We start from the raw sequence: 18,581 nt of genomic DNA on the forward strand, positions 1-18,581 counted from the left end.
CTCCCATGAAACGAAAGCATCTGCTCGTAGTGGCCCCGCATCCCGATGACGAGATCCTTGGCGCCGGTGGCACCATGGCCAAATACGCCAAGAACGGCATCGGGGTGAGCGTGCTGACGATCGCGGGCCACCGTCCGCCACTCTACACCGAGGAGGTCTATCAACAGACGGTGCGGGAGGCGAAGGCCGCCCACCGGATCATTGGCGTGGAACGCTCGATCTTTCTGGATCTACCGGCCACCACCTTGGGCGGCATGAAGACGCACGAGTTGAACGGTCTCATCGCGCGGGCGGTCCAGGAGGTGCGGCCGACGATCGTGCTGTTGCCTTATCCGGACCGCCACGTCGACCACCGGGTGATTTTTGACAGCACGCTCGTGGCCACGCGGCCGGTGAACCAGGGGGTTGAGATCGAGATCGTGGCGGCCTACGAGACCCTATCGGAGACCCACTGGAATGCACCGCACATCGAGCCGAATTTCACTCCCAACTGGGTGTGTGACATTACCCAGACAGTCGAGCTCAAGCTGGAGGCACTGAGCTGCTTTCAATCGCAGATCCCGCCATTTCCGGGGGCGCGCTCAGTTGAGGCATTGAAGGCGCTGGCCATGTTTCGCGGCACGCAGGCAGGATTTGCCTTCGGCGAGGGGTTTCACCTGATCAGGATGCGCGACTAGGCGACCGGGGCCGGTGGAGTCATTCCGGGGCGTGGACGTAGAGGTGGTGCCGGCCCACCTGCAGCCGCTGGTATCCCAGTCGGCGGGCAAAGCTCTCGTGCTCCGTGCCATTGGCGTACTCCAGCGCGACCTCGACCGGGTGCCAGTGATGTGACAGGTAGGCGGTCGGCGACCAAGCGGTGTAGAGCCTAAACGGAGACTGCGGGATAAATAAGGTGGGGCCGGCTTCATGGACGGCTGATTCCAGATACAAGCGGACCCGCGTCGTTTTCTCGCCCGGGGATTCATTGATGGAACGGTAGGGTATGAGTACGTTGCGGGCCCCCGTGCTGTAAGCCGCATACGAAATTCCTTTGGATGCGACGAGCCGGGGATTCGCCGGCAAACCGACGGCGTGGGATTTTGCCTCCCCGATGGTCTCCAGCTCCTGGCGCAGGTTCAGGTCTGCAGGGGGCTGCAACAGGATGTTAAACAATCGGCCATAACCGGGAGAACTGGCCGGGATCAAAATCAACCCGGCCAGCGTCGCGGTCAGGATATAAAAAAACCAGGGAGGATGGAGGCGTTGAGCCGGATGGCCTGAATCCGGGGCCGGCGCGTGGGTTGGGGCCGGACGCCCAGTGGAGTTCGGCGGGGCAACCCCCAGATCGTCCTGGAGGCTGGGAGAACGCCCGGCGCGCGCCAGGAGGGTCACAATGGCCAGCCCGGCGGGGATGGCGAACAGCATGCGGTGAAAGATCAACACGGGTTGGTTCGCCTGCAGCAATTGTTGGAGAAAGGGGACGGCCACGACCGGAAGGCTGAGGGCAACCAACGGGGTGATTGTAAGCCAGGCGACCACGTGGTTGCGATAAAGCAGACAAATGCCGGCCAGCAGGTTCAGCAAGCCGCCGCCGCCCAGGATCATCAGCATGCGCTCAAATGCCGGGGACGATATTTCGAACAGGTTGAAGCCGTACCATGACGTCAGCCATCCTTGCGTGCGAATGCTGTCGTCGATCAACGCACTGCGCGGCCAATAAAGAATGGTGACTACGCTGGCCCCGGCCAGGGCCAGCGCCAAGGTAAGCAGGATGCCCCGGGCATGCCGGGATTGCCCGATGCGCCAGACGGACACGGCGGCGATCCCCAGGGCCGCAATGCCCAGGCCTTGGGTGTGGCTGAAGGCGGTGAACGCAATCAGCGCCAAGGCGGTGAGTGCGAACCGGCTGAGTGGATAAAGCGCAGGCAGGAGCGCGGCGCGCGGCTTGGGCCAGCTCAACCCGCCAAACCCGTTCGCTTGCGCGATCCTGATGCCCAGTGTGATCAGGGCCACGGCGCCGAGTTGCGCGAAGACCGAGCTGGATATCCCGTAATAGCGGGAGAATCCGAACAATCCGTTGCCCGTGGTCAGGGCATTCAGCACCACGAAGACAAAGGCCGCGCGCCGCCCGAGCCCGGTGGCCTGTGCCAGGCGGAAGTATTGCCAGCACAGCAGCAGGCTGCAGCCCGTGGCGTAGGCATTGAGCCACGTCAGTTGCCGCAGCGGCGAATCGATCTGGCCGACCAGGCTGTAGGCCAGGAAATAGCTGGATTTCGTCCACGCGTAGTGCTGGTTGACCGCTGCTTGGATGGACCACTCGTTGATGCGGCTATAGTGCTCCCACGTATCGGCGGGATACTCGAGGTATACACCGGGAACAGCGAACACCAACGCCAGGCCAAACCAAGGCAGGATCGCCCAGAGGGCCGAAGCCGCTGGGGAAAAACGGGCAGTCCCAGCCAGCGGGGACGCGTGGGCTTGCCACCAGCTGCGGAGCGCCACCGCGCCGAGGGCCAGATGCACCGCATGCAGCACCCAGTACACGTGGAGGAGGGCCGGTGGCAGGAAGAAGGAGGTCGGGACAGCAGGCGGGGCCAGCCCGCCGGCGGTGGCACCTTGCTCCAGCCCTTCGCCGAGGCCGGCCGGATTCACTCGCCAGGCCAGCAGGGCGTATAGCAGGTAGACGGCAAGGTAGGGGATGAAGAAAGCCCAGCCGCTCCCGAAGTATCGTTGCAGATAAACGCCGGCGTTGTTTCGGGCCAAGGGCCGGAAGGCGGGGAGGCGGGAGGCCGACGGGCCGTCTGCGGAAGGCAACACGCCGCAGTGAACAATGGCGGCGCACCCCGCTCAACCCTCAACTTATGGCCGGGTGGTTTACCCCGGCAGGGCGGGACCTCGTCCCGGGCTTTGCACTTGCGAGGTGCGGCCGCCCCTTGGTTTACTGCCCACTAATGAAAGCGTTTCTCAGCGGTATAGGTCTGCGCTTCTGGGTGACGGTTTGCGCCTACGTGGCAGTGCTCACTGTATCCTTCTACCTGGCCTATGAGCTGCGCTTTGATTTTGCCTTGCCGGCGGAATTCCAGGTGGAGCGACTGCGATTGCTCCCCTACGCAGTGGCGGTGAAATTTCTGGGCCTGGTCCTGCTCCGGCAGATGGGCAGCATGCTGCGTTACTTCAGCATCCCGGATTTGATCCGCGTCACCACGGCGATGGCGGTGAGCAGCGCCCTCTTGATTGCCCCGCGCTTGCTCGGCCAGGCCGATTACGTGTTTCCGCGGGGCGTGCTCTTGATCGACCTGCTGCTGAGCGTGGTGGGGCTCTGTGCCTTCCGGATCGGACTGCGGGTTTATCAGGAACGAGGCATTGCGGGGCAAGCGGGCGCGGGTCACCGCGTCCAGGAAATCGTCATCGTCGGAGCCGGCGACACCGGGGCGTCCCTGGCCAAGGAGCTCCTCTCCAAGCCGGCGCGCGGTCTGAAGCCCGTGGCCTTTCTGGACGACGACCCGGACAAGCGGGGGCGCTTGGTGCACGGCATCCCCGTGCTCGGTCGACCGGATGATTTCAGCCGCGACCGGTTTCCGGAAGTCCACACCGTGGTCGTGGCCATGCCCTCCGCAGCGCAGCGGCGGGTGAAGGAGATCGTGCTCCGGCTCGTGCAACTTGGCTGCAAGGTGGAGATCATTCCCGCCATCGAGGACCTCGCTTCAGGTCGGGCCAAGGCGAGCCACCTCCGGGCGGTTGAGGTGGAGGATCTGTTGGGGCGCGACGCGGTCTCGCTTGATACCACTGCGATCCGCCGGTTTGTGGAGAATAAGGTCGTCATGGTCACCGGAGCCGGCGGGAGCATCGGCGCCGAGTTGTGCCGCCAGATCGCCCGGCTGAATCCCCAGCGGTTGCTCATGGTGGAGCAATCGGAGGTCAGCCTTTTCCAGATTGAGCAGGAAATGAACGAACTCGGCATGGGTGCGATCTCCACCCCCCTGGTAGGCAGCATCCTCGATCAGGTCCGCATGAACGACATCTTTTCCCGCTTTCGTCCCCAGGTGGTCTTCCACGCCGCAGCCCACAAGCATGTCTACATGATGGAGCGGCAGCCCTCGGAAGCCGTCCGGAACAACAGCATCGGCACCCGCCTGCTGGGTGAGATCGCCGCGGCCTTCAAGACGGAGGCCTTTGTCCTGATATCCACCGACAAGGCCATCAATCCCACCAATGTCATGGGCGCGAGCAAGCGGCTGGCAGAAATCCATCTTCAGGCCCTGCAAGCCCGGTTGCTGAAGGCGGAGGCCGGGGCACAGCGGGCGGAGGTGATGACCGTCCAATCGGCGCCCGTCACACGCGAGGCCGGGTTCGCCGTCGCGGCCAAATCAGGCCCGAGGCGGGAGCCGGTTCGTGCCGGCAGCGGTGATCTGGGCCCGGCCGGTGAAGCGGTCTCAACCAAGTTCATGGCCGTGCGCTTCGGGAATGTGCTCGGTTCTTCGGGCAGCGTGGTGCCCATTTTTAGAAAGCAGATAGCCGCCGGGGGGCCGGTCACGGTCACGCATCCCGATGTCACCCGATATTTCATGACGATCCCCGAAGCGGTTGGACTGGTCATGCAGGCTGCGGTCATGGGCAAGGGCGGGGAGATCTTCGTCCTGGATATGGGGCAACCGGTCAAAATTGCGGATCTGGCCAGACAGATGATCGAGCTGAGTGGTCTCGCCGTCGGTGATGATATCGAAATCAAGTTCACCGGGCTGAAGCCCGGGGAGAAATTATACGAGGAATTGCAGCATCAGGACGAACGGCATCTGCCGACCGAGCACCCGCGGGTCATGCGTTTTGTTCCCAGCGGCGACGCCACAGCCGCCAGCGCCCAGGCCATCGATCAACTCGAGCCGATCCTCTACACGGTCAGCCCCAATCCGATCAAGGAGCAGATCAAGAGCATCATCCCCGAATATACTCCCTATTTGGAGTAGCTTCACCGGACCGCGTGACCCGGCCAACCGACGTGGCCTACCCCCGTCACCGGCCTTGGCTTGGGGGCTAAAGCACGTCCGCGAAGCCGCCCCGCAGGCGCTGGAAGAGGGTGGCCCCGAGCAGGCAGGCAACCGTGCCGAACGCGTAGAGGTATCCCAAGTGCCGCAGGTTCAGCGGCCGGTCCCAGAAGACCAGGCCGCGCGCGGCTTCGATCGTCAGTAACAGCGGGTTGAACTTGAGGAAAACCCAGGCATCCGGCGGGATTTTGGCCAAGGGGTAAAACACCGCGCTGGCGAAGAGCAGGACGAGGGAGGCGAACTGGACAATCTGCGCGACGTCGCGCCAGAAGACCCCCAGTGCACCCAGTCCCAGGGCGAGGCCGTAGGCGGCCAGCAGCACCGGCAGGAGCAGCACCGGCAGCCAGAGCACGCCGGCGTGCAGGGGCACCCCGGTGAGGAGCGCACCGATCAGCACGAGGCCCAGGGTAATCAGGAAGTGCAGGGCGGCCGAACCCACGCAGGCGGCGGGCAGGATCTCCAGCGGGAAAACCACCTTCTTGACGAAATTGGGGCTGTTGAGGATCAGGCTGGGGGCCACGGCCAGCACTTCCGCGATGAAATGATGGATCGCGAGGCCGAGGAAGATGACCAACGCGTATTCCACCCGCGATTCGGCCACGTCTGCCGGCTTGAACCGGCCGCCGAAGATATAACCAAAGACCAACACATACAGGCCGAGCAGCAGCAAAGGATTCAGAAACGACCAGATGAGGCCCAGATGGCTGCCTTTGTGGCGCAGTTCGACGTTGCGCAGGGTGAACTGCCGCAGGAGTTCGCGATGCTGCCACAGGCTGGTGACAGAGGCGGGGAGGCGGCTGAGCATGGTGACAGCTTTAAGTGATCCCAGGTCACCGCAGTCAAAGCCATTCATCCCGCGGACTTGGGAAGTTCTCCAGTGATTTACTGGTTGCCAAGGCACTTGCATTGCGGCGACCTGTCACCTCATATCCCATGAAAAATCCGAGACGTTTGGTTGGTGCGGTATTGTGCGCGTTGGGTCTGTGGCAAGGCATGCACGCACAGGACGTGGTGACGCCGGAAATGGTCCTGCCCCAGCTGGATGCGATCCTGAAGCGAGCCGTCGCCCAGTCGCCGCGCATGATCAGCCGCGCGGTGGACCTCGAAATCGCCGAAAATGACTTGATTGCGTCTCGCGCCGGCCTGTTGCCCTCCGTGGGCGGCAACTATTCCTTCAACAAGGCCCGGGACAAGCGGGGTGACCTCGCCGGCCGGCTGGATGTGGACAAGGTTTACTACAACTTCTCCCTGAACCAGCCCCTGTTCCACTGGGGCGAACGCCGCAACTCCGCCCGCATCGGCCAGATCCGCGAGACCATCGCCCAAGGCCAGTACCGGGACGGCTACCGGCTCTACGCGCAGGAATTGCGCAGCCTCTATTTTTCGATGATCCTCGGCAAACTGCGCGCCAAGCGGGCCGCGTTCCAGCTCGAGTACAACAACCGCCTGCTCCAGCAGGGCGAGGAACGCCTCGCCAAGAAGGTGATCTCCGAGGCCCTGATCTTCGGCATCCGCATCGAGGCGGAGCGGGCTGCCATCAGCGCCGAGCGCGCGATCTTCGACTATGAAAACATCAAGGCCTCCTTCAGCCGCCTGACCGGCGAGCCGGCGCCCAGCGATGAGTCGATCCCTGATTCCATCCCCGCGCTCCCGCCCCAAACGACCGGGATTCAGAACGTGCTGGCCAGCTATCTGGCCCAGGCGGAAATCCCCTCGGTCGAGGCGGTGAACTTCCGGCATTCCCTGGCCATTGAAAAACTGAATCTCGCCAACCAGAAGACCCGCCTGCGCCCCAAGTTCAACCTGGTGCTCGGTATCTCCCAGGACGAGCAGAGCTACAGCCTCAATGTCGCCCAGAAATACCAGGTGAACTCCCAGTACGTCGGCATCTCCGCCAACTGGACCGTGTTCGATGGTTTCAGCGCGCGCTCCGGGGTGCGCAGCGCCCTCGCCAAAATCCGCCAGCTCGAGGGTGATTACAAGGTCCTCAGCGACCGCATCGCTCAGCAGGCCCAGACGCAGGCCCGGCTGGCCGGCTTCCACGCCCGCTACGCCTCCATCAACGACCGCCTCCTGGATTCCAGCCAGAACAACCTCATTTCCGTGAAGGAACAGTTTGCCCGTGGCGTCATTGCCCAGGAGGACGTCAGCGTCGTGCAACTCGGGCTTTTCGACCACCAGATCAACGCCTACTCGACCCGGGCCGACTACTACAGCCAGGTGTCTGAATTCCTCGGCACCGTGGCCCAGGATCCGGTGCTCGCCAACCTGCCCCTCAACAAATGAGCACGCCTGCCGCCCCAACCAGCCGCCGGTGGCTCTGGCGCGCCCTCGTGCTCGGCGCCGTCGCCGCCGGTCTCTGGTATGTTTTCTCTGTCGTGCTCCGCCCCGTCGCGGTCGTCGCCGCGGCCAAGCCGGGCCGGGCCATCAACGCCGTGCCCGGCAGCGTCGAGGTCAAGGCCGAGTACCTCATGGAGCTCAAGAGCGAGGTCGGCGGTCGCATCGTCGCCTCCGTCCTCGACCCGGGTCGCCCCGTGGCGAAGGACGAGGTCCTCGTCCAGCTCGACACCGGTGACGCCGACCTCGAGATCGAGCGCATCACCAACGAGGTCGCCGCCGCCCGCCGCCGCCAGGAAGTCGGCTCGACCCTCCGCGCCGAGGTCGAGAACAAGCGCGACAGCCTCGCCGAGATGGAGCGCGCCGTGAAGGCCGGCGCCAAGCCGCTCGCCGATTTTGAGAAGGAGCAGCGCCTCTACCAGCAGCTCGTCCAGCGCATGGACCTTGACGAGGTCAATCTGCGCCTGGCCCTCGAGAATTTTGAGAACGCCCTCCGCGCCAAGCAGCGCGAGAAGGCCAAGATGACCATCGTGGCCCCCACCGACGGCGTGATCTCTGAGGTCAGCCTCGCCGCCCGCGTCGGCGACCTCATCGGCCGCGACAACGTCATCGCCACGCTCATCTCCAGCAGCCGCGCCGTCGAGGCCAAGATCAGCGAGGAAAACTTCGCCGGCCTCAAGCTGGGCCAGAAGGCCTCGGTCCGCTTCCTCGGCTATGGCAACAAGAGCTTCCCCGCCACCATCACCAAGATCCTGCCGACGGCCAACCCCGAGACCCAGCGCTACACCGTGCATCTGGCAGTCGACCTGGAGGTCGACAAACTCGTGCCCGGCCTCACGGGCGAGGTCACCATCGTGATCGGCCAGCGCGAGGGCGCAGCCGTCATCCCCCGCCGCGCGCTCCGCGGCAGCGAGGTTTTTGTCGTGACCGACGGCCGCATCGAGCTGCGCAAGGTCGAGCTCGGCTACGTCTCCAACACCGACGTCGAAATCCTCTCTGGCCTCGCGCTCGGCGACCTCGTCATCGTGGAGGAGCTGGATCTTTACCGCCCGGGCAGCCGCGTGCGGACGAAGCTGCTCCAGTAACCGGCCCGCCCGCCGTCCCGAGTGATGTCCCCGACGCTGCGCATCGCCTTCCGGTTCCTCACGGCCAAGAAACGGGCCATGCTGATGAGCCTCTCCTGCATCGTGCTGGGGGTCGGCCTCTTCGTCGTCACCCAGGCCACCACCAGCGGCTTCGAGGATTTCTTCATCAAGACCATCCTCGGCACGAACGGGGCGATCCGCATCGAGGACAAGTTCCAGGACACCCTGCGTTCCATGGAGGCCGGCGGCGACGGCAGCGGGTCAACCTTTCAGATCCGGCAGAAGGAAGGCCGCAAGTACATCGAGGGCGTGGAAGAGCCGAAGCTGCTCATCGACGCCCTGCGCGCCTTCCGCAACGTCTCCGGCATCTCGGAGGTCGTCACCGGCGGGGCCGTCCTGCGCAGCGCCTTCAAGAGCGACTCGGTCAAGATCTACGGCATCGTGTTCGACAACCACATCCTGGTCTCCCAACTCGGCCAACAGATCATCCAGGGCCAGCCCGAGGACTTCCGCAAGGCCGCGACCGGCGCGCTCATCGGCAAGGACATCGCCGACCGCCTCCAACTCGCAACGGGCGACTCCTTCATCATCGAGGCCGCCGGCCAGGCCCGGCGCTACCGGGTCTCCGGCATCTACCAGACTGGCGTAAGCGACATCGACAAGGAGCGCGTCTACTTGCACCTCCCCGAAGCCCGCTCTCAGCTCAAGAAGACGACCGGCGCCAGTTTCATCCAGGTCAGCCTCTACGACCACAACCGCGCGAAGGAAGACGCGGCCCAGATGGAGGAGGTCCTGCGCCACAGTGCCCGCAGCTGGCAGGTGCGCGAAAAAAGCTGGCTCGAAACCTTCCGCGCCCTCGGCGTCTCGTCCGCCATCACGGTCTCAGTTTTCTCGCTGATCGCCGGTCTGGCCATGTTTAACACCCTGGCCATGATCGTGATGGAGAAAACCAAGGAAATCGCGATCCTGCGCTCCATGGGCTACACCCGGGAGGATATCTCCCAGATATTCCTGTGGCAGGCCGGCATCGTCCTCGGCATCGGTTCCGTGATCGGTTGCATCGTCGGCGCCAGCCTCACCTACGCGGTGTCGCGGATCCCGCTGTCGATCACGGGCATTTTCCGGACGGACCACTTCATCGTAGCGCCATCACCCTGGCATTACGTGGCGGCGGTCCTGACCGCGGTCGTCATGGTGATGGTGGCCTCGCTCGTCCCGGCCCGCCGCGCGGCGCGCCTGGAGCCGGGTGACATCATCCGGGGGACCTCGACATGAGCGCACCCACGCAACCGCACACCGGTCTCGCCCTGCGCTGCGAGAAACTCCACCGCTACCTCGGGCAGGGGGAGGGGAGAGTACACGTCCTCCGCGGGGTGTCCTTCGAGGCCAAGCGCGGGCATGTCACGGCCATCGTCGGCCCTTCCGGCTGCGGCAAGAGCACGCTCCTCTACCTGCTGGGTTTGCTCGACCAGCCCGATGGCGGCTCCATCTGGATTCGCGACCGGCTGATGTCCAACAGCGGCGACCTGGATCGCACCGCCGCGCGCGGCGAGCACATCGGGTTTGTCTTCCAGTTTCACTTCCTGATGCAGGAGTTCTCGGCCCTCGACAACGTGATGATGCCCATGCGCAAGCTGGGCCGCCTGTCCGAGCCCGAGATGGAGGCCCGCGCCCGCAGTTTGCTCGGCGATGTCGGCCTGGGCGAAAAGGCCCACCGCCTCGGCACCCAGCTCTCCGGCGGTGAGCAGCAGCGCGTGGCCATCGCCCGGGCGCTGGCCAACCAGCCGGCCATCATCCTGGCCGATGAGCCCACCGGTAACCTCGACGTCCGCAATTCCGGCCTGATTTTCGACCTCCTGACCCGGCTGGCCAAGGAAAACGGCCAGGCCGTGGTCCTGGTGACCCACAATCCCGACATCGCCAACCGCTGCGATGAGATCAAGCCGATGCGGGACGGCGAATTTGTCGTCTGAGCCGGGGTTCCACCCCGCCCAGACCTCACGGGCGGCGATCCGCCGTAACTTGCCCCGGGCAGTGAAATCCGACCCGGGCCCCGGTCGCCACGCGGTTTCGGGCGCCCCCGTCCGTTACGATTAGCAACGCATCCGTTGCTCATGTTGGCGCTAATATTGAAACTCCGGGGGGTTGGGGTGGAAATTTTGTTTTACATTACACCCACGCCTTCTTTGCTCTGAAGGAACTTTTTACCGCACACCAATCGCTAGCCTGAATTCTTCGCTCAATTTAAGGGATCGCTGGTCGATCCCTTCTGTTTTCCGCCGGATTCCAGACTGACGCACATGTCCAAGATCTTCCCGAAATCCGCCAACGCGCTGCCCCTGCAGATCCTGATTTTCCTCGGTATCCTGGGTGGTGTCGCGGCGGCAGGCATCACCTACTACGCCACTCCGGCCTATCTGCGCGTCGGCTACGCCCCGGTTCAGCCGGTGCCGTTCGACCACAGCCTGCACGCCGGCCAGCTCGGCCTCGACTGCCGTTACTGCCACACTTCCGTCGAGAAGTCCGGCACCTCCAGCGTCCCCGCGGCCCAGACCTGCATGAATTGCCACAGCGCGATCAAGGCCCAGAGCCCGCTGCTGGAGCCCGTCCGCCAGAGCTACCAGACCGGCGACCCGGTGCCGTGGGTCAAGATCCACGCCACGCCCGACTACGTCTACTTCAACCACTCCGTCCACGTGAACCGCGGCGTCAGCTGCGTCGAGTGCCACGGCAAGGTGAATGAGATGCAGGTCGTCCAGCATGACCAGCCGCACAGCATGAGCTGGTGTCTGGACTGCCACCGCGACCCCGCCGCCCGCGTCCGCGCCCCCGAGGACGTCTTCAATCTCGATTCCCTCCGTTTGGCCGACCAAGGCCCCGAGGGACTTAAGAAAGCCAAGGATTTCGTCGAACACGCCAAGATCATGCCGCCGCAGAGCTGCTCCGGTTGCCATCGCTGATGAAACGCAAATTTGATCATTCCGCCCCCGCGCAGCGCGACCTCTCCGGTCCGAAATACTGGCGCAGCCTCGACGAACTGGCCGACACGCCCGGCTTCCGCGAGCACCTAGCCCGCGAATTCCCCGAGGGCGCGTCCGAGCTGAACGGCGTCGACCGCCGCCAGTTCATGCGCCTGATGGCCGCCTCGTTCGCCCTCGGCGGCCTCGGCCTCGCCGGCTGCCGCCGCCCCGAGAAACACATCCTGCCCTACGGCAAGTCCGTCGAGTACACCGTCCCCGGCCTCCCGCTCTATTTCGCCACGGCCATGCCGCTGCGCAAGTCGGCCATCCCGCTCGTCGCCGAGACCCACCAGGGCCGCCCGACCAAGCTCGAGGGTAACCCCAGCTACGCCCCGCACGGTGGCGCCAGCTCGCTGCTCGCCCAGGCTTCCGTCCTCGACCTCTACGATCCCGAGCGCGCCACGACGCACACCGCCGCCGGCCGCACGCTGAAGGTCGCCGACGTCAACGATCTCCTCGCCCGCATCCGCGCGACCTACGCCGGCAACGGCGAGGGCCTCGCGTTCCTGGCCGATGAGTCCTCCTCGCCGACCCGCGCCCGCCTCATCGCGAAGCTGAAGAAAGAATTCCCCCGCGCCATCTGGTCCGAGTATGAGCCCGTGCAGGACGAGCCGCCGGTCGCCGCCGCCCAGGCCGCCTTCGGCCGCAACGTGAAGCCGGTCTACCGCTTCGCCAAGGCCAAGCGCATCGTCAGCCTCGATGCCGACTTCTTCCACGCCGAGGCCGGCGCGCTGTACTACTCGCGCGATTTCGCCAAGGGCCGCCGTGTCGCGACCAAGGAAGACGCCGATAAGATGAACCGCCTTTACGTGGCGGAGAGCGGGTTCTCCCTCACGGGCAGCATGGCGGACCACCGCCTGCGTCTCGCCAGCAACCACATGCTGGCCCTCGCCGCCGCCCTCGCGGGCAAGGCGCTCAACACTTCCGCCTACGAGTCTCTGGCCAAGGGCCTGGACATCAATCCGGCCTGGGTCGAGCAATGCGCCGCCGATCTCGTCGCTCACAAGGGCGAGTGCCTCGTGGTCGCCGGAGCCCACCAGCCCGCGCAGGTCCACGTGCTCGCTTACGCGATCAACGCCGGCCTCGGCAACATCGGGAAGACGATCGACTTCGTCGCCGTCGAGCCCGCCGGCGCCTCGACCATCACCGCCCTCGCCACCGCCATCAAGGGCGGCGCGGTCAAGACCCTCTTCATCCTCAACGGCAACCCGGCTTACAACGCGCCGGCCGACCTCGATTTCGGCGCGCTGCTCAAGTCCGTGCCGGAGGTCATCCGCTACGGCTACTATCAGGACGAGACCTCCGCCCTGTCCGGAACCCACTTGGCCGCCACTCACTACCTCGAGTCGTGGGGCGACGCCCGCACGGTGGACGGCACGATCGTGCCGGTCCAGCCGATGATCATGCCGCTCTTCAACGGCCTGAATGAGGTCGAGCTGCTGGCCCGCCTCGCCGGCGAGGCCAAACCCGACGCCTATGAGCAGGTCTTCGCCACCCGTGGCGGCGACCGCAAGGCCTTCGAGAAATTCCTGCACGACGGTCTGGCCGAGGGTTCGGCCTACCCGGCCGTCAGCGTTTCGTTTGATTCGGCCCGCGCCGGCGCCGCGTTCGCCTCGAACCCCGCCTTCGTCGCCCTCTCCAGGGACAACCTCGAGATCCGTTTCGCCACCGACCACAAGATGGACGACGGCCGCTTCGCCAACAACGGCTGGCTCCAGGAGTGCCCGGACCCGATGACCAAGATCGCGTGGGACAACGCGATCCTCGTCAGCCCGCGTCTCGCGAAGGATCTCGGCATCGTCCCCGGCGGCAGCCTACTCCAGGTCGCCCGCAAGGAAGTCGCCGAGTTCAAGATGGGCAAGGAGAACGCCTTCATCGGCGAGGTCACGGTGAACGGCCGCAAGGTCACCGGCCCCCTCCACATCCAGCCCGGTCTTTCGAATTACACCATCGTGCTCCCGCTCGGCTACGGCCGCAGCGTGACGGGCCACGTCGGCACCGGCGCGGGCTTCAACGCCTACGCGGTCCGCACCAGCGACGGCATGGGCTTCATCACCGGCGCCGCCATCCGGGTGACGGCCGAGCGCCAGCTGCTCGCGAACACCCAGGAACACTGGTCGATGGAAGGCCGCGACATCGTGCGCGAGGCCAACGTCGAGGAATTCAAGTCGAACCCGGCCTTCGTGGACGGCATCGGCATGGAGTCCCACTCGCCGGCCATCCTCGGCGCGGACAAGGACAAGCCGCTCGCCTTCATCGCCACCGAGACGCCCCGCGGCAACTCGCTCTACGAGACCCCGAATTTCGACGGCATGCACCAGTGGGGCATGTCGATCGACCTGAACACCTGCATCGGCTGCAACGCCTGCATCATCGCGTGCCAGGCGGAGAACAACATCCCGATCGTGGGCCGCGACCAAGTGCAGCGCGGTCGCGAAATGCAGTGGATCCGCCTTGATCGCTACTATTCTGACGGCCGGGCCGACGCCGAGGCGTTTGGCGCCGAGGGCAACACGGTGCTGCCGGAGGACCCGCAGGTCTCCATGCAGCCCATGACCTGCCAGCACTGCGAGCTCGCCCCGTGCGAGACGGTGTGTCCGGTCAACGCCACGGTGCACGACGACGAGGGCATCAACACGATGGCCTACAACCGCTGCATCGGCACCCGCTATTGTGCGAACAACTGTCCGTACAAGGTCCGTCGTTTCAATTTCTTCGACTTCAACAAGCGCGCCACCGACGCCCTCTACATGGGCCCGCTCGGTCACCAGAAGGAAATGCCCGAACTGGTGAAGATGGTGAAGAATCCCGACGTCACCGTCCGCATGCGCGGCGTGATGGAGAAGTGCACGTACTGCGTGCAGCGCATCCAGCAGGCCAAGATCGCCCAGAAGCGGAAGGCCGGCGCCACCGGTGACGTCCTCATCCCCGACGGCTCGTTCAAGGTGGCCTGCCAGCAGGTCTGCCCGGTCGAGGCCATCGAATTTGGCAACATCAAGGACGAGGCCAGCAAGGTTTCGCAGTTGAAGGCCCAGGAGCGCGACTACGCGGTGCTCGGCTACCTCAACGTCCGCCCCCGCACCACCTACCTCGGCAAGCTCCGCAACCCGAACCCGCACATGCCGGACTATTCCGCCCTCCCGCTCAGCCGCGTGGAGTACAACCAGAAGAACGGCCACGCCGACCATGGCGCCCCGGCCGCTCACGCTGACCACGGTCACACCGACGGAGGGAAGCACTAATGGGCGCGCACGCATCCGACCATCCGGCCCCCGCCATCCTCGGCGAGGTCAAGCCCACGCCGCTGCCCCGCGCGGTGCTGGTGCACAATGACCGCGACTTCAAGTGGATCACCGACAAGATATGCGGTATCGTCGAAGGCACGACCCCCGCTTGGTGGTGGTGGTGCTTCGGCATCGCCTCCCTGATCGCCTCGTTCACCGTCGCCGGCCTGATCTACCTCGTGTCCACGGGCGTCGGCGTCTGGGGCCACGCGAACCCGGTCAACTGGGCCTGGGACATCGTCAACTTCGTGTTCTGGATCGGTATCGGCCACGCCGGCACCCTCATCTCCGCGATCTTGTGCCTCCTGCGCCAGAAGTGGCGCACGTCCATCAACCGCGCCGCCGAGGCCATGACGATCTTCGCCGTGGTCTGCGCCGCGATCTTCCCGGTCTTCCACGTCGGCCGCATCTGGTTCGCCGTGATGCCCGGTTACCTGTTCCCGTTCCCCAACTCGAACGGCATCTGGCAGAACTTCCGCTCCCCGCTGGAGTGGGACGTGTTCGCGGTCTCGACCTACGGCACGGTGTCCTGCCTCTTCTGGTACATCGGCCTGATCCCCGACCTCGGCACGATGCGCGACCGCTTCACCGCGGCCGGCAACCTGCTCAAGGCCCGCATCTACGGTTTCTTCGCCATGGGCTGGCGCGGTTCCAACCGCCAGTGGAGCAACTACGAGATGGCCTACCTCATCCTGGCCGGCATCTCGACCCCGCTCGTGCTCTCCGTGCACACGATCGTGTCGTTCGACTTCGCCGTCTCGCTCATCCCGGGCTGGCACACGACGATCTTCCCCCCGTACTTCGTGGCGGGTGCCATCTTCTCCGGCTTCGGCATGGTGATGACGCTGATGCTCCCGCTGCGCGCCGTCTACCGCCTCGAGGACCTGATCACGCAGTACCACATCGACTGCATGTGTAAGATCACTTTGGCCACCGGCACCATGGTGGGCTACGCCTACTCGATGGAGTTCTTCATCGCGTGGTACGGCGCGAACCCGTACGAGGGCTTCGCCTTCATCAACCGTGCGTTCGGCCACTACGCCTGGGCCTACTGGATCATGATTGGCTGCAACGTCATCACGCCGCAGTTCTTCTGGTTCAAGTCCATCCGCGAGAACACCGCGCTGGTCTGGGTCCTCTCGATCTTCGTCAACGTCGGCATGTGGTTCGAGCGCTTCGTGATCATCGTCACGTCGCTTGCCCGCGACTTCCTGCCGTCGAGCTGGGGTTACTACTCCCCCTCGATCGTCGAGATCTTCACGTTCTTCGGCACCTTCGGTGTCTTCTCCTTCCTGTTCCTTCTCTTCATCCGCTTCGTGCCCATCATGCCGATGTCCGAGGTGAAGGCGGTCATCCCCGCAGCCGATCCGCACGGCGCGCACCACCACTAAGAGGAACCCGCCATGAAGACCAATTACGGAATCATCGCCGCCTTCGACACCGTCCCGTCGCTCTACCACGCCTGCGAGCAGGTGCGCGACGCCGGTTACTCGCAGTGGGACGCCATCACGTCCTTCCCCGTCCACGGGCTCGACTACGCCATGGGCGTGCGCCGCTCCAAGGTGCCGCGCTTCTCCCTCGCGGGCGGCATCACCGGTTTCTGCACCGGCATGTCGTTCATCTGGTGGGCCAACGCCTACGAGTATCCGCTGATCGTCGGCGGCAAGCCGTACTTCAGCCCGATGTTCGCCTTCCCGGTGTCCTACGAGCTGACCATCCTTTTCACCGCCTTCGCGACCATCGGCGGCATGTTCTTCCTGAATAAGCTGCCCATGCACTACCACCCGGTGCTCAAGGCCCCGCAGTTCGTGCGCGCGCTGGATGACCGCTTCTACATCGTGATCGAGTGCAACGACCCGAAATTCAACGCCGCCGAGACCCGCGCCCTGCTGGAGCGCGCCGGCGGCAAGGACATCGTCGAAATCGAGGAATAAGATGCGCTACGCCTACTACACCCTCGCTTTCCTCGTCATCCTGACCCTCTCGGTCATGGGCTTCCGCGGCGCCAACGCCACGCGGCCCCCGATCGAGCTGTGGCCCGACATGGACCACCAGGCCAAATACAAGCCCCAGGCGGAATCCAAGTTCTTCGCTGACGGCCGCGCCGACCGCGCCATTCCGGCGGGCACGGTGCCGCGCGGCCGCACCACCGCGGCGGACGCCTCCTACCTGCGCGCCGACGAGGCGCACTACGCCGGCAAGAATGCCGACGGCTCCTTCGTCCGCGGTTTTCCTGTCCCCGTTACGCAGCAGCTGGTCGAGCGCGGCCAGAACCGCTACCAGATCTACTGCGCCCCGTGTCACGGTGCGGTTGGCGACGGCAACGGCATCACCAAGTCCTACGGCATGGTCGCCACGCCCACCTACCACGACGCCCGTCTCCGCGACATGGCCGAGGGTGAGCTCTACAACACGATCACCAACGGCAAGAACACCATGCTCAGCTACGCTGACAAGTTGAGCCCCGACGACCGCTGGGCGGTCGTCGCCTATGTGCGCGCCCTCCAGCGCGCCGCGAACGCCACGATTGATGATGTCCCTCTCGAACAACGCGGAGGCCTGAAGTAACATGAGCGCACCCGCCTCCACCGCCTCTCTGGCGAACAAATTCCTGATCGCCGGCCTCGTCGGTCTCGCCGTCACCGCCGTCGGCCTCCTCGTGGCCGAGCCGCATGGTGTCGCCATGGCCTACCTCGTGGGTATCTCCTACTGGACCGCGGTCGCCATCGGCATGCTGATGCTGGTGATGATCCACCACATCTTCGACGCCGGCTGGTCCACCGTGATCCGCCGCCAGTTCGAACACGGGCTGTCCGCCTTCAAGTGGCTGTTCATCCTGTTCATCCCGCTGATCATCTCGGCCTGGGTGAAGCCCGGCTTCGTCTGGCCCTGGATGGACCTCGACCACGCGCTGCACGGCGGCCACGGCACGGTCGGCACCGACATCCTTTACCAAAAGAAGGCCAGCTTCCTGAACGTCCCGATGTTCACCGGCATGACGCTCGCGTTCTTCGCCGGCTGGATCTGGCTCTCCGCCCGCCTGCGCAAGGCCTCGTTCTCGCAGGACAGCGACGGTGACCTCAAGTGGACCTACATGAACCGCAAGACCGCGGCCTTCGGCATCCCGATCAACGCGCTGGCCCTCAGCTTCGCTGCGATCTACTGGATGAAGAGCCTCGAGTACCACTGGTTCTCCACGATGTACGGCGTCTGGTTCTTCGCTAACTGCATGCGCGCCGCCATGGCCGTCGGCGTGGTCATCACCTGGTGGCTCTACACCCGCGGCGACTACAAGGGCATCTTCAACACCAACCAGCTGCACTGCCTCGTGGCGCTCTCCTTTGCCTTCGTGGTGTTCTGGGCCTACGTCACCTTCTCGCAGTACTTCCTGATCTGGAACGCCAACGTCCCCGAGGAGACCTTCTGGTACAACATCCGTGAGTACGGCGACTGGAAGTGGGTCGGCCTGCTGCTCCTCTTCGGTCACTTCTTCGTGCCCTTCCTCGCCTGGCTGTCCTATCGCCGCAAATCCACCCTGAAGCCCGCCCTGATCATCAGCATCTGGGTCGCCGGCGTCATCCTCGTGGACATCTGCTACAACGTCCTCCCGGCCCTCCGTGACGCGCACGAGAATCCCCAGCCGTTCCTTTCGCTCAACCTCCTGTGGGTGCTGACCTCCGTCATCGGCGTCGGCGGCATCTGCGCGTGGTCCTACCTCAAGAGTTTCCCGACCGCCAAGCTGATCCCGATCCGCGACCCGCGCATCGTCGAGTCGCTGACCCACCACGAGGCCGCGGCCCCGGAGGCCTACCAGACCAAAGCCGCCCACTAAGC

At 64.8% G+C, this 18,581-nt stretch carries 14 protein-coding genes; 12 read left to right on the plus strand and 2 right to left on the minus strand.

Features of this window, described 5'->3' with window-relative positions:
* Positions 1 to 5 precede the first annotated feature (5 nt).
* Entirely contained in the window at positions 6 to 677 is a 672-nt protein-coding gene (locus tag Verru16B_RS10265) for a PIG-L deacetylase family protein (RefSeq protein WP_069962198.1), read from the plus strand.
* Between the two features lie 19 nt (positions 678 to 696).
* On the opposite strand, the gene Verru16B_RS10270 is transcribed toward Verru16B_RS10265, so the two are convergent.
* The gene (locus Verru16B_RS10270) at positions 697 to 2,742 is read right to left on the minus strand and encodes a hypothetical protein (protein ID WP_069962199.1); all 2,046 of its coding nucleotides are present in this window, start codon (positions 2,740 to 2,742) and stop codon (positions 697 to 699) included.
* A gap of 188 nt (positions 2,743 to 2,930) precedes the next feature.
* Between Verru16B_RS10270 and Verru16B_RS19010 the strand changes: the two genes are divergently transcribed.
* Complete coding sequence (locus tag Verru16B_RS19010) at positions 2,931 to 4,943, plus strand: polysaccharide biosynthesis protein (RefSeq protein WP_169829286.1); 2,013 nt, start codon at positions 2,931 to 2,933, stop codon at positions 4,941 to 4,943.
* Positions 4,944 to 5,010: 67 nt separating this feature from the next.
* Here the strand turns inward: Verru16B_RS19010 and Verru16B_RS10280 are convergent, their stop codons facing one another.
* Positions 5,011 to 5,826 (minus strand): ABC transporter permease, encoded by an 816-nt coding sequence (locus tag Verru16B_RS10280; RefSeq protein ID WP_069963706.1) that lies wholly within the window; start codon positions 5,824 to 5,826, stop codon positions 5,011 to 5,013.
* A gap of 188 nt (positions 5,827 to 6,014) precedes the next feature.
* Between Verru16B_RS10280 and Verru16B_RS10285 the strand changes: the two genes are divergently transcribed.
* From Verru16B_RS10285 to Verru16B_RS10330, 10 genes are all read left to right on the plus strand, one after another.
* Positions 6,015 to 7,307 (plus strand): TolC family protein, encoded by a 1,293-nt coding sequence (locus tag Verru16B_RS10285; protein WP_069962201.1) that lies wholly within the window; start codon positions 6,015 to 6,017, stop codon positions 7,305 to 7,307.
* Complete coding sequence (locus tag Verru16B_RS10290) at positions 7,304 to 8,443, plus strand: efflux RND transporter periplasmic adaptor subunit (protein WP_069962202.1); 1,140 nt, start codon at positions 7,304 to 7,306, stop codon at positions 8,441 to 8,443. The genes Verru16B_RS10285 and Verru16B_RS10290 overlap by 4 nt, the downstream gene beginning before the upstream one ends.
* 24 nt (positions 8,444 to 8,467) lie before the next feature.
* Positions 8,468 to 9,718, plus strand: a complete 1,251-nt coding sequence (locus Verru16B_RS10295; protein ID WP_069962203.1) for an ABC transporter permease — start codon at positions 8,468 to 8,470, stop codon at positions 9,716 to 9,718.
* On the plus strand, positions 9,715 to 10,416 hold the full coding sequence (locus tag Verru16B_RS10300; RefSeq protein WP_069962204.1) for an ABC transporter ATP-binding protein: 702 nt from the start codon (positions 9,715 to 9,717) through the stop codon (positions 10,414 to 10,416). The genes Verru16B_RS10295 and Verru16B_RS10300 overlap by 4 nt, the downstream gene beginning before the upstream one ends.
* 327 nt (positions 10,417 to 10,743) lie before the next feature.
* Entirely contained in the window at positions 10,744 to 11,403 is a 660-nt protein-coding gene (locus Verru16B_RS10305) for a cytochrome c3 family protein (protein ID WP_069962205.1), read from the plus strand.
* The gene (locus Verru16B_RS10310; protein WP_069962206.1) at positions 11,403 to 14,705 is read left to right on the plus strand and encodes a TAT-variant-translocated molybdopterin oxidoreductase; all 3,303 of its coding nucleotides are present in this window, start codon (positions 11,403 to 11,405) and stop codon (positions 14,703 to 14,705) included. The genes Verru16B_RS10305 and Verru16B_RS10310 overlap by 1 nt, the downstream gene beginning before the upstream one ends.
* On the plus strand, positions 14,705 to 16,138 hold the full coding sequence (gene nrfD / locus Verru16B_RS10315; RefSeq protein WP_069962207.1) for an NrfD/PsrC family molybdoenzyme membrane anchor subunit: 1,434 nt from the start codon (positions 14,705 to 14,707) through the stop codon (positions 16,136 to 16,138). The genes Verru16B_RS10310 and nrfD overlap by 1 nt, the downstream gene beginning before the upstream one ends.
* A gap of 12 nt (positions 16,139 to 16,150) precedes the next feature.
* On the plus strand, positions 16,151 to 16,681 hold the full coding sequence (locus Verru16B_RS10320; RefSeq protein ID WP_069962208.1) for a DUF3341 domain-containing protein: 531 nt from the start codon (positions 16,151 to 16,153) through the stop codon (positions 16,679 to 16,681).
* A 1-nt stretch (position 16,682) separates the two neighbouring features.
* Entirely contained in the window at positions 16,683 to 17,315 is a 633-nt protein-coding gene (locus Verru16B_RS10325; protein ID WP_069962209.1) for a c-type cytochrome, read from the plus strand.
* Between the two features lies 1 nt (position 17,316).
* Positions 17,317 to 18,579 (plus strand): hypothetical protein, encoded by a 1,263-nt coding sequence (locus tag Verru16B_RS10330; RefSeq protein WP_069962210.1) that lies wholly within the window; start codon positions 17,317 to 17,319, stop codon positions 18,577 to 18,579.
* Positions 18,580 to 18,581: the final 2 nt, after the last annotated feature.

The sequence above is a fragment of the Lacunisphaera limnophila genome (genome assembly GCF_001746835.1).
Taxonomy (GTDB): Bacteria; Verrucomicrobiota; Verrucomicrobiia; order Opitutales; family Opitutaceae; genus Lacunisphaera; species Lacunisphaera limnophila.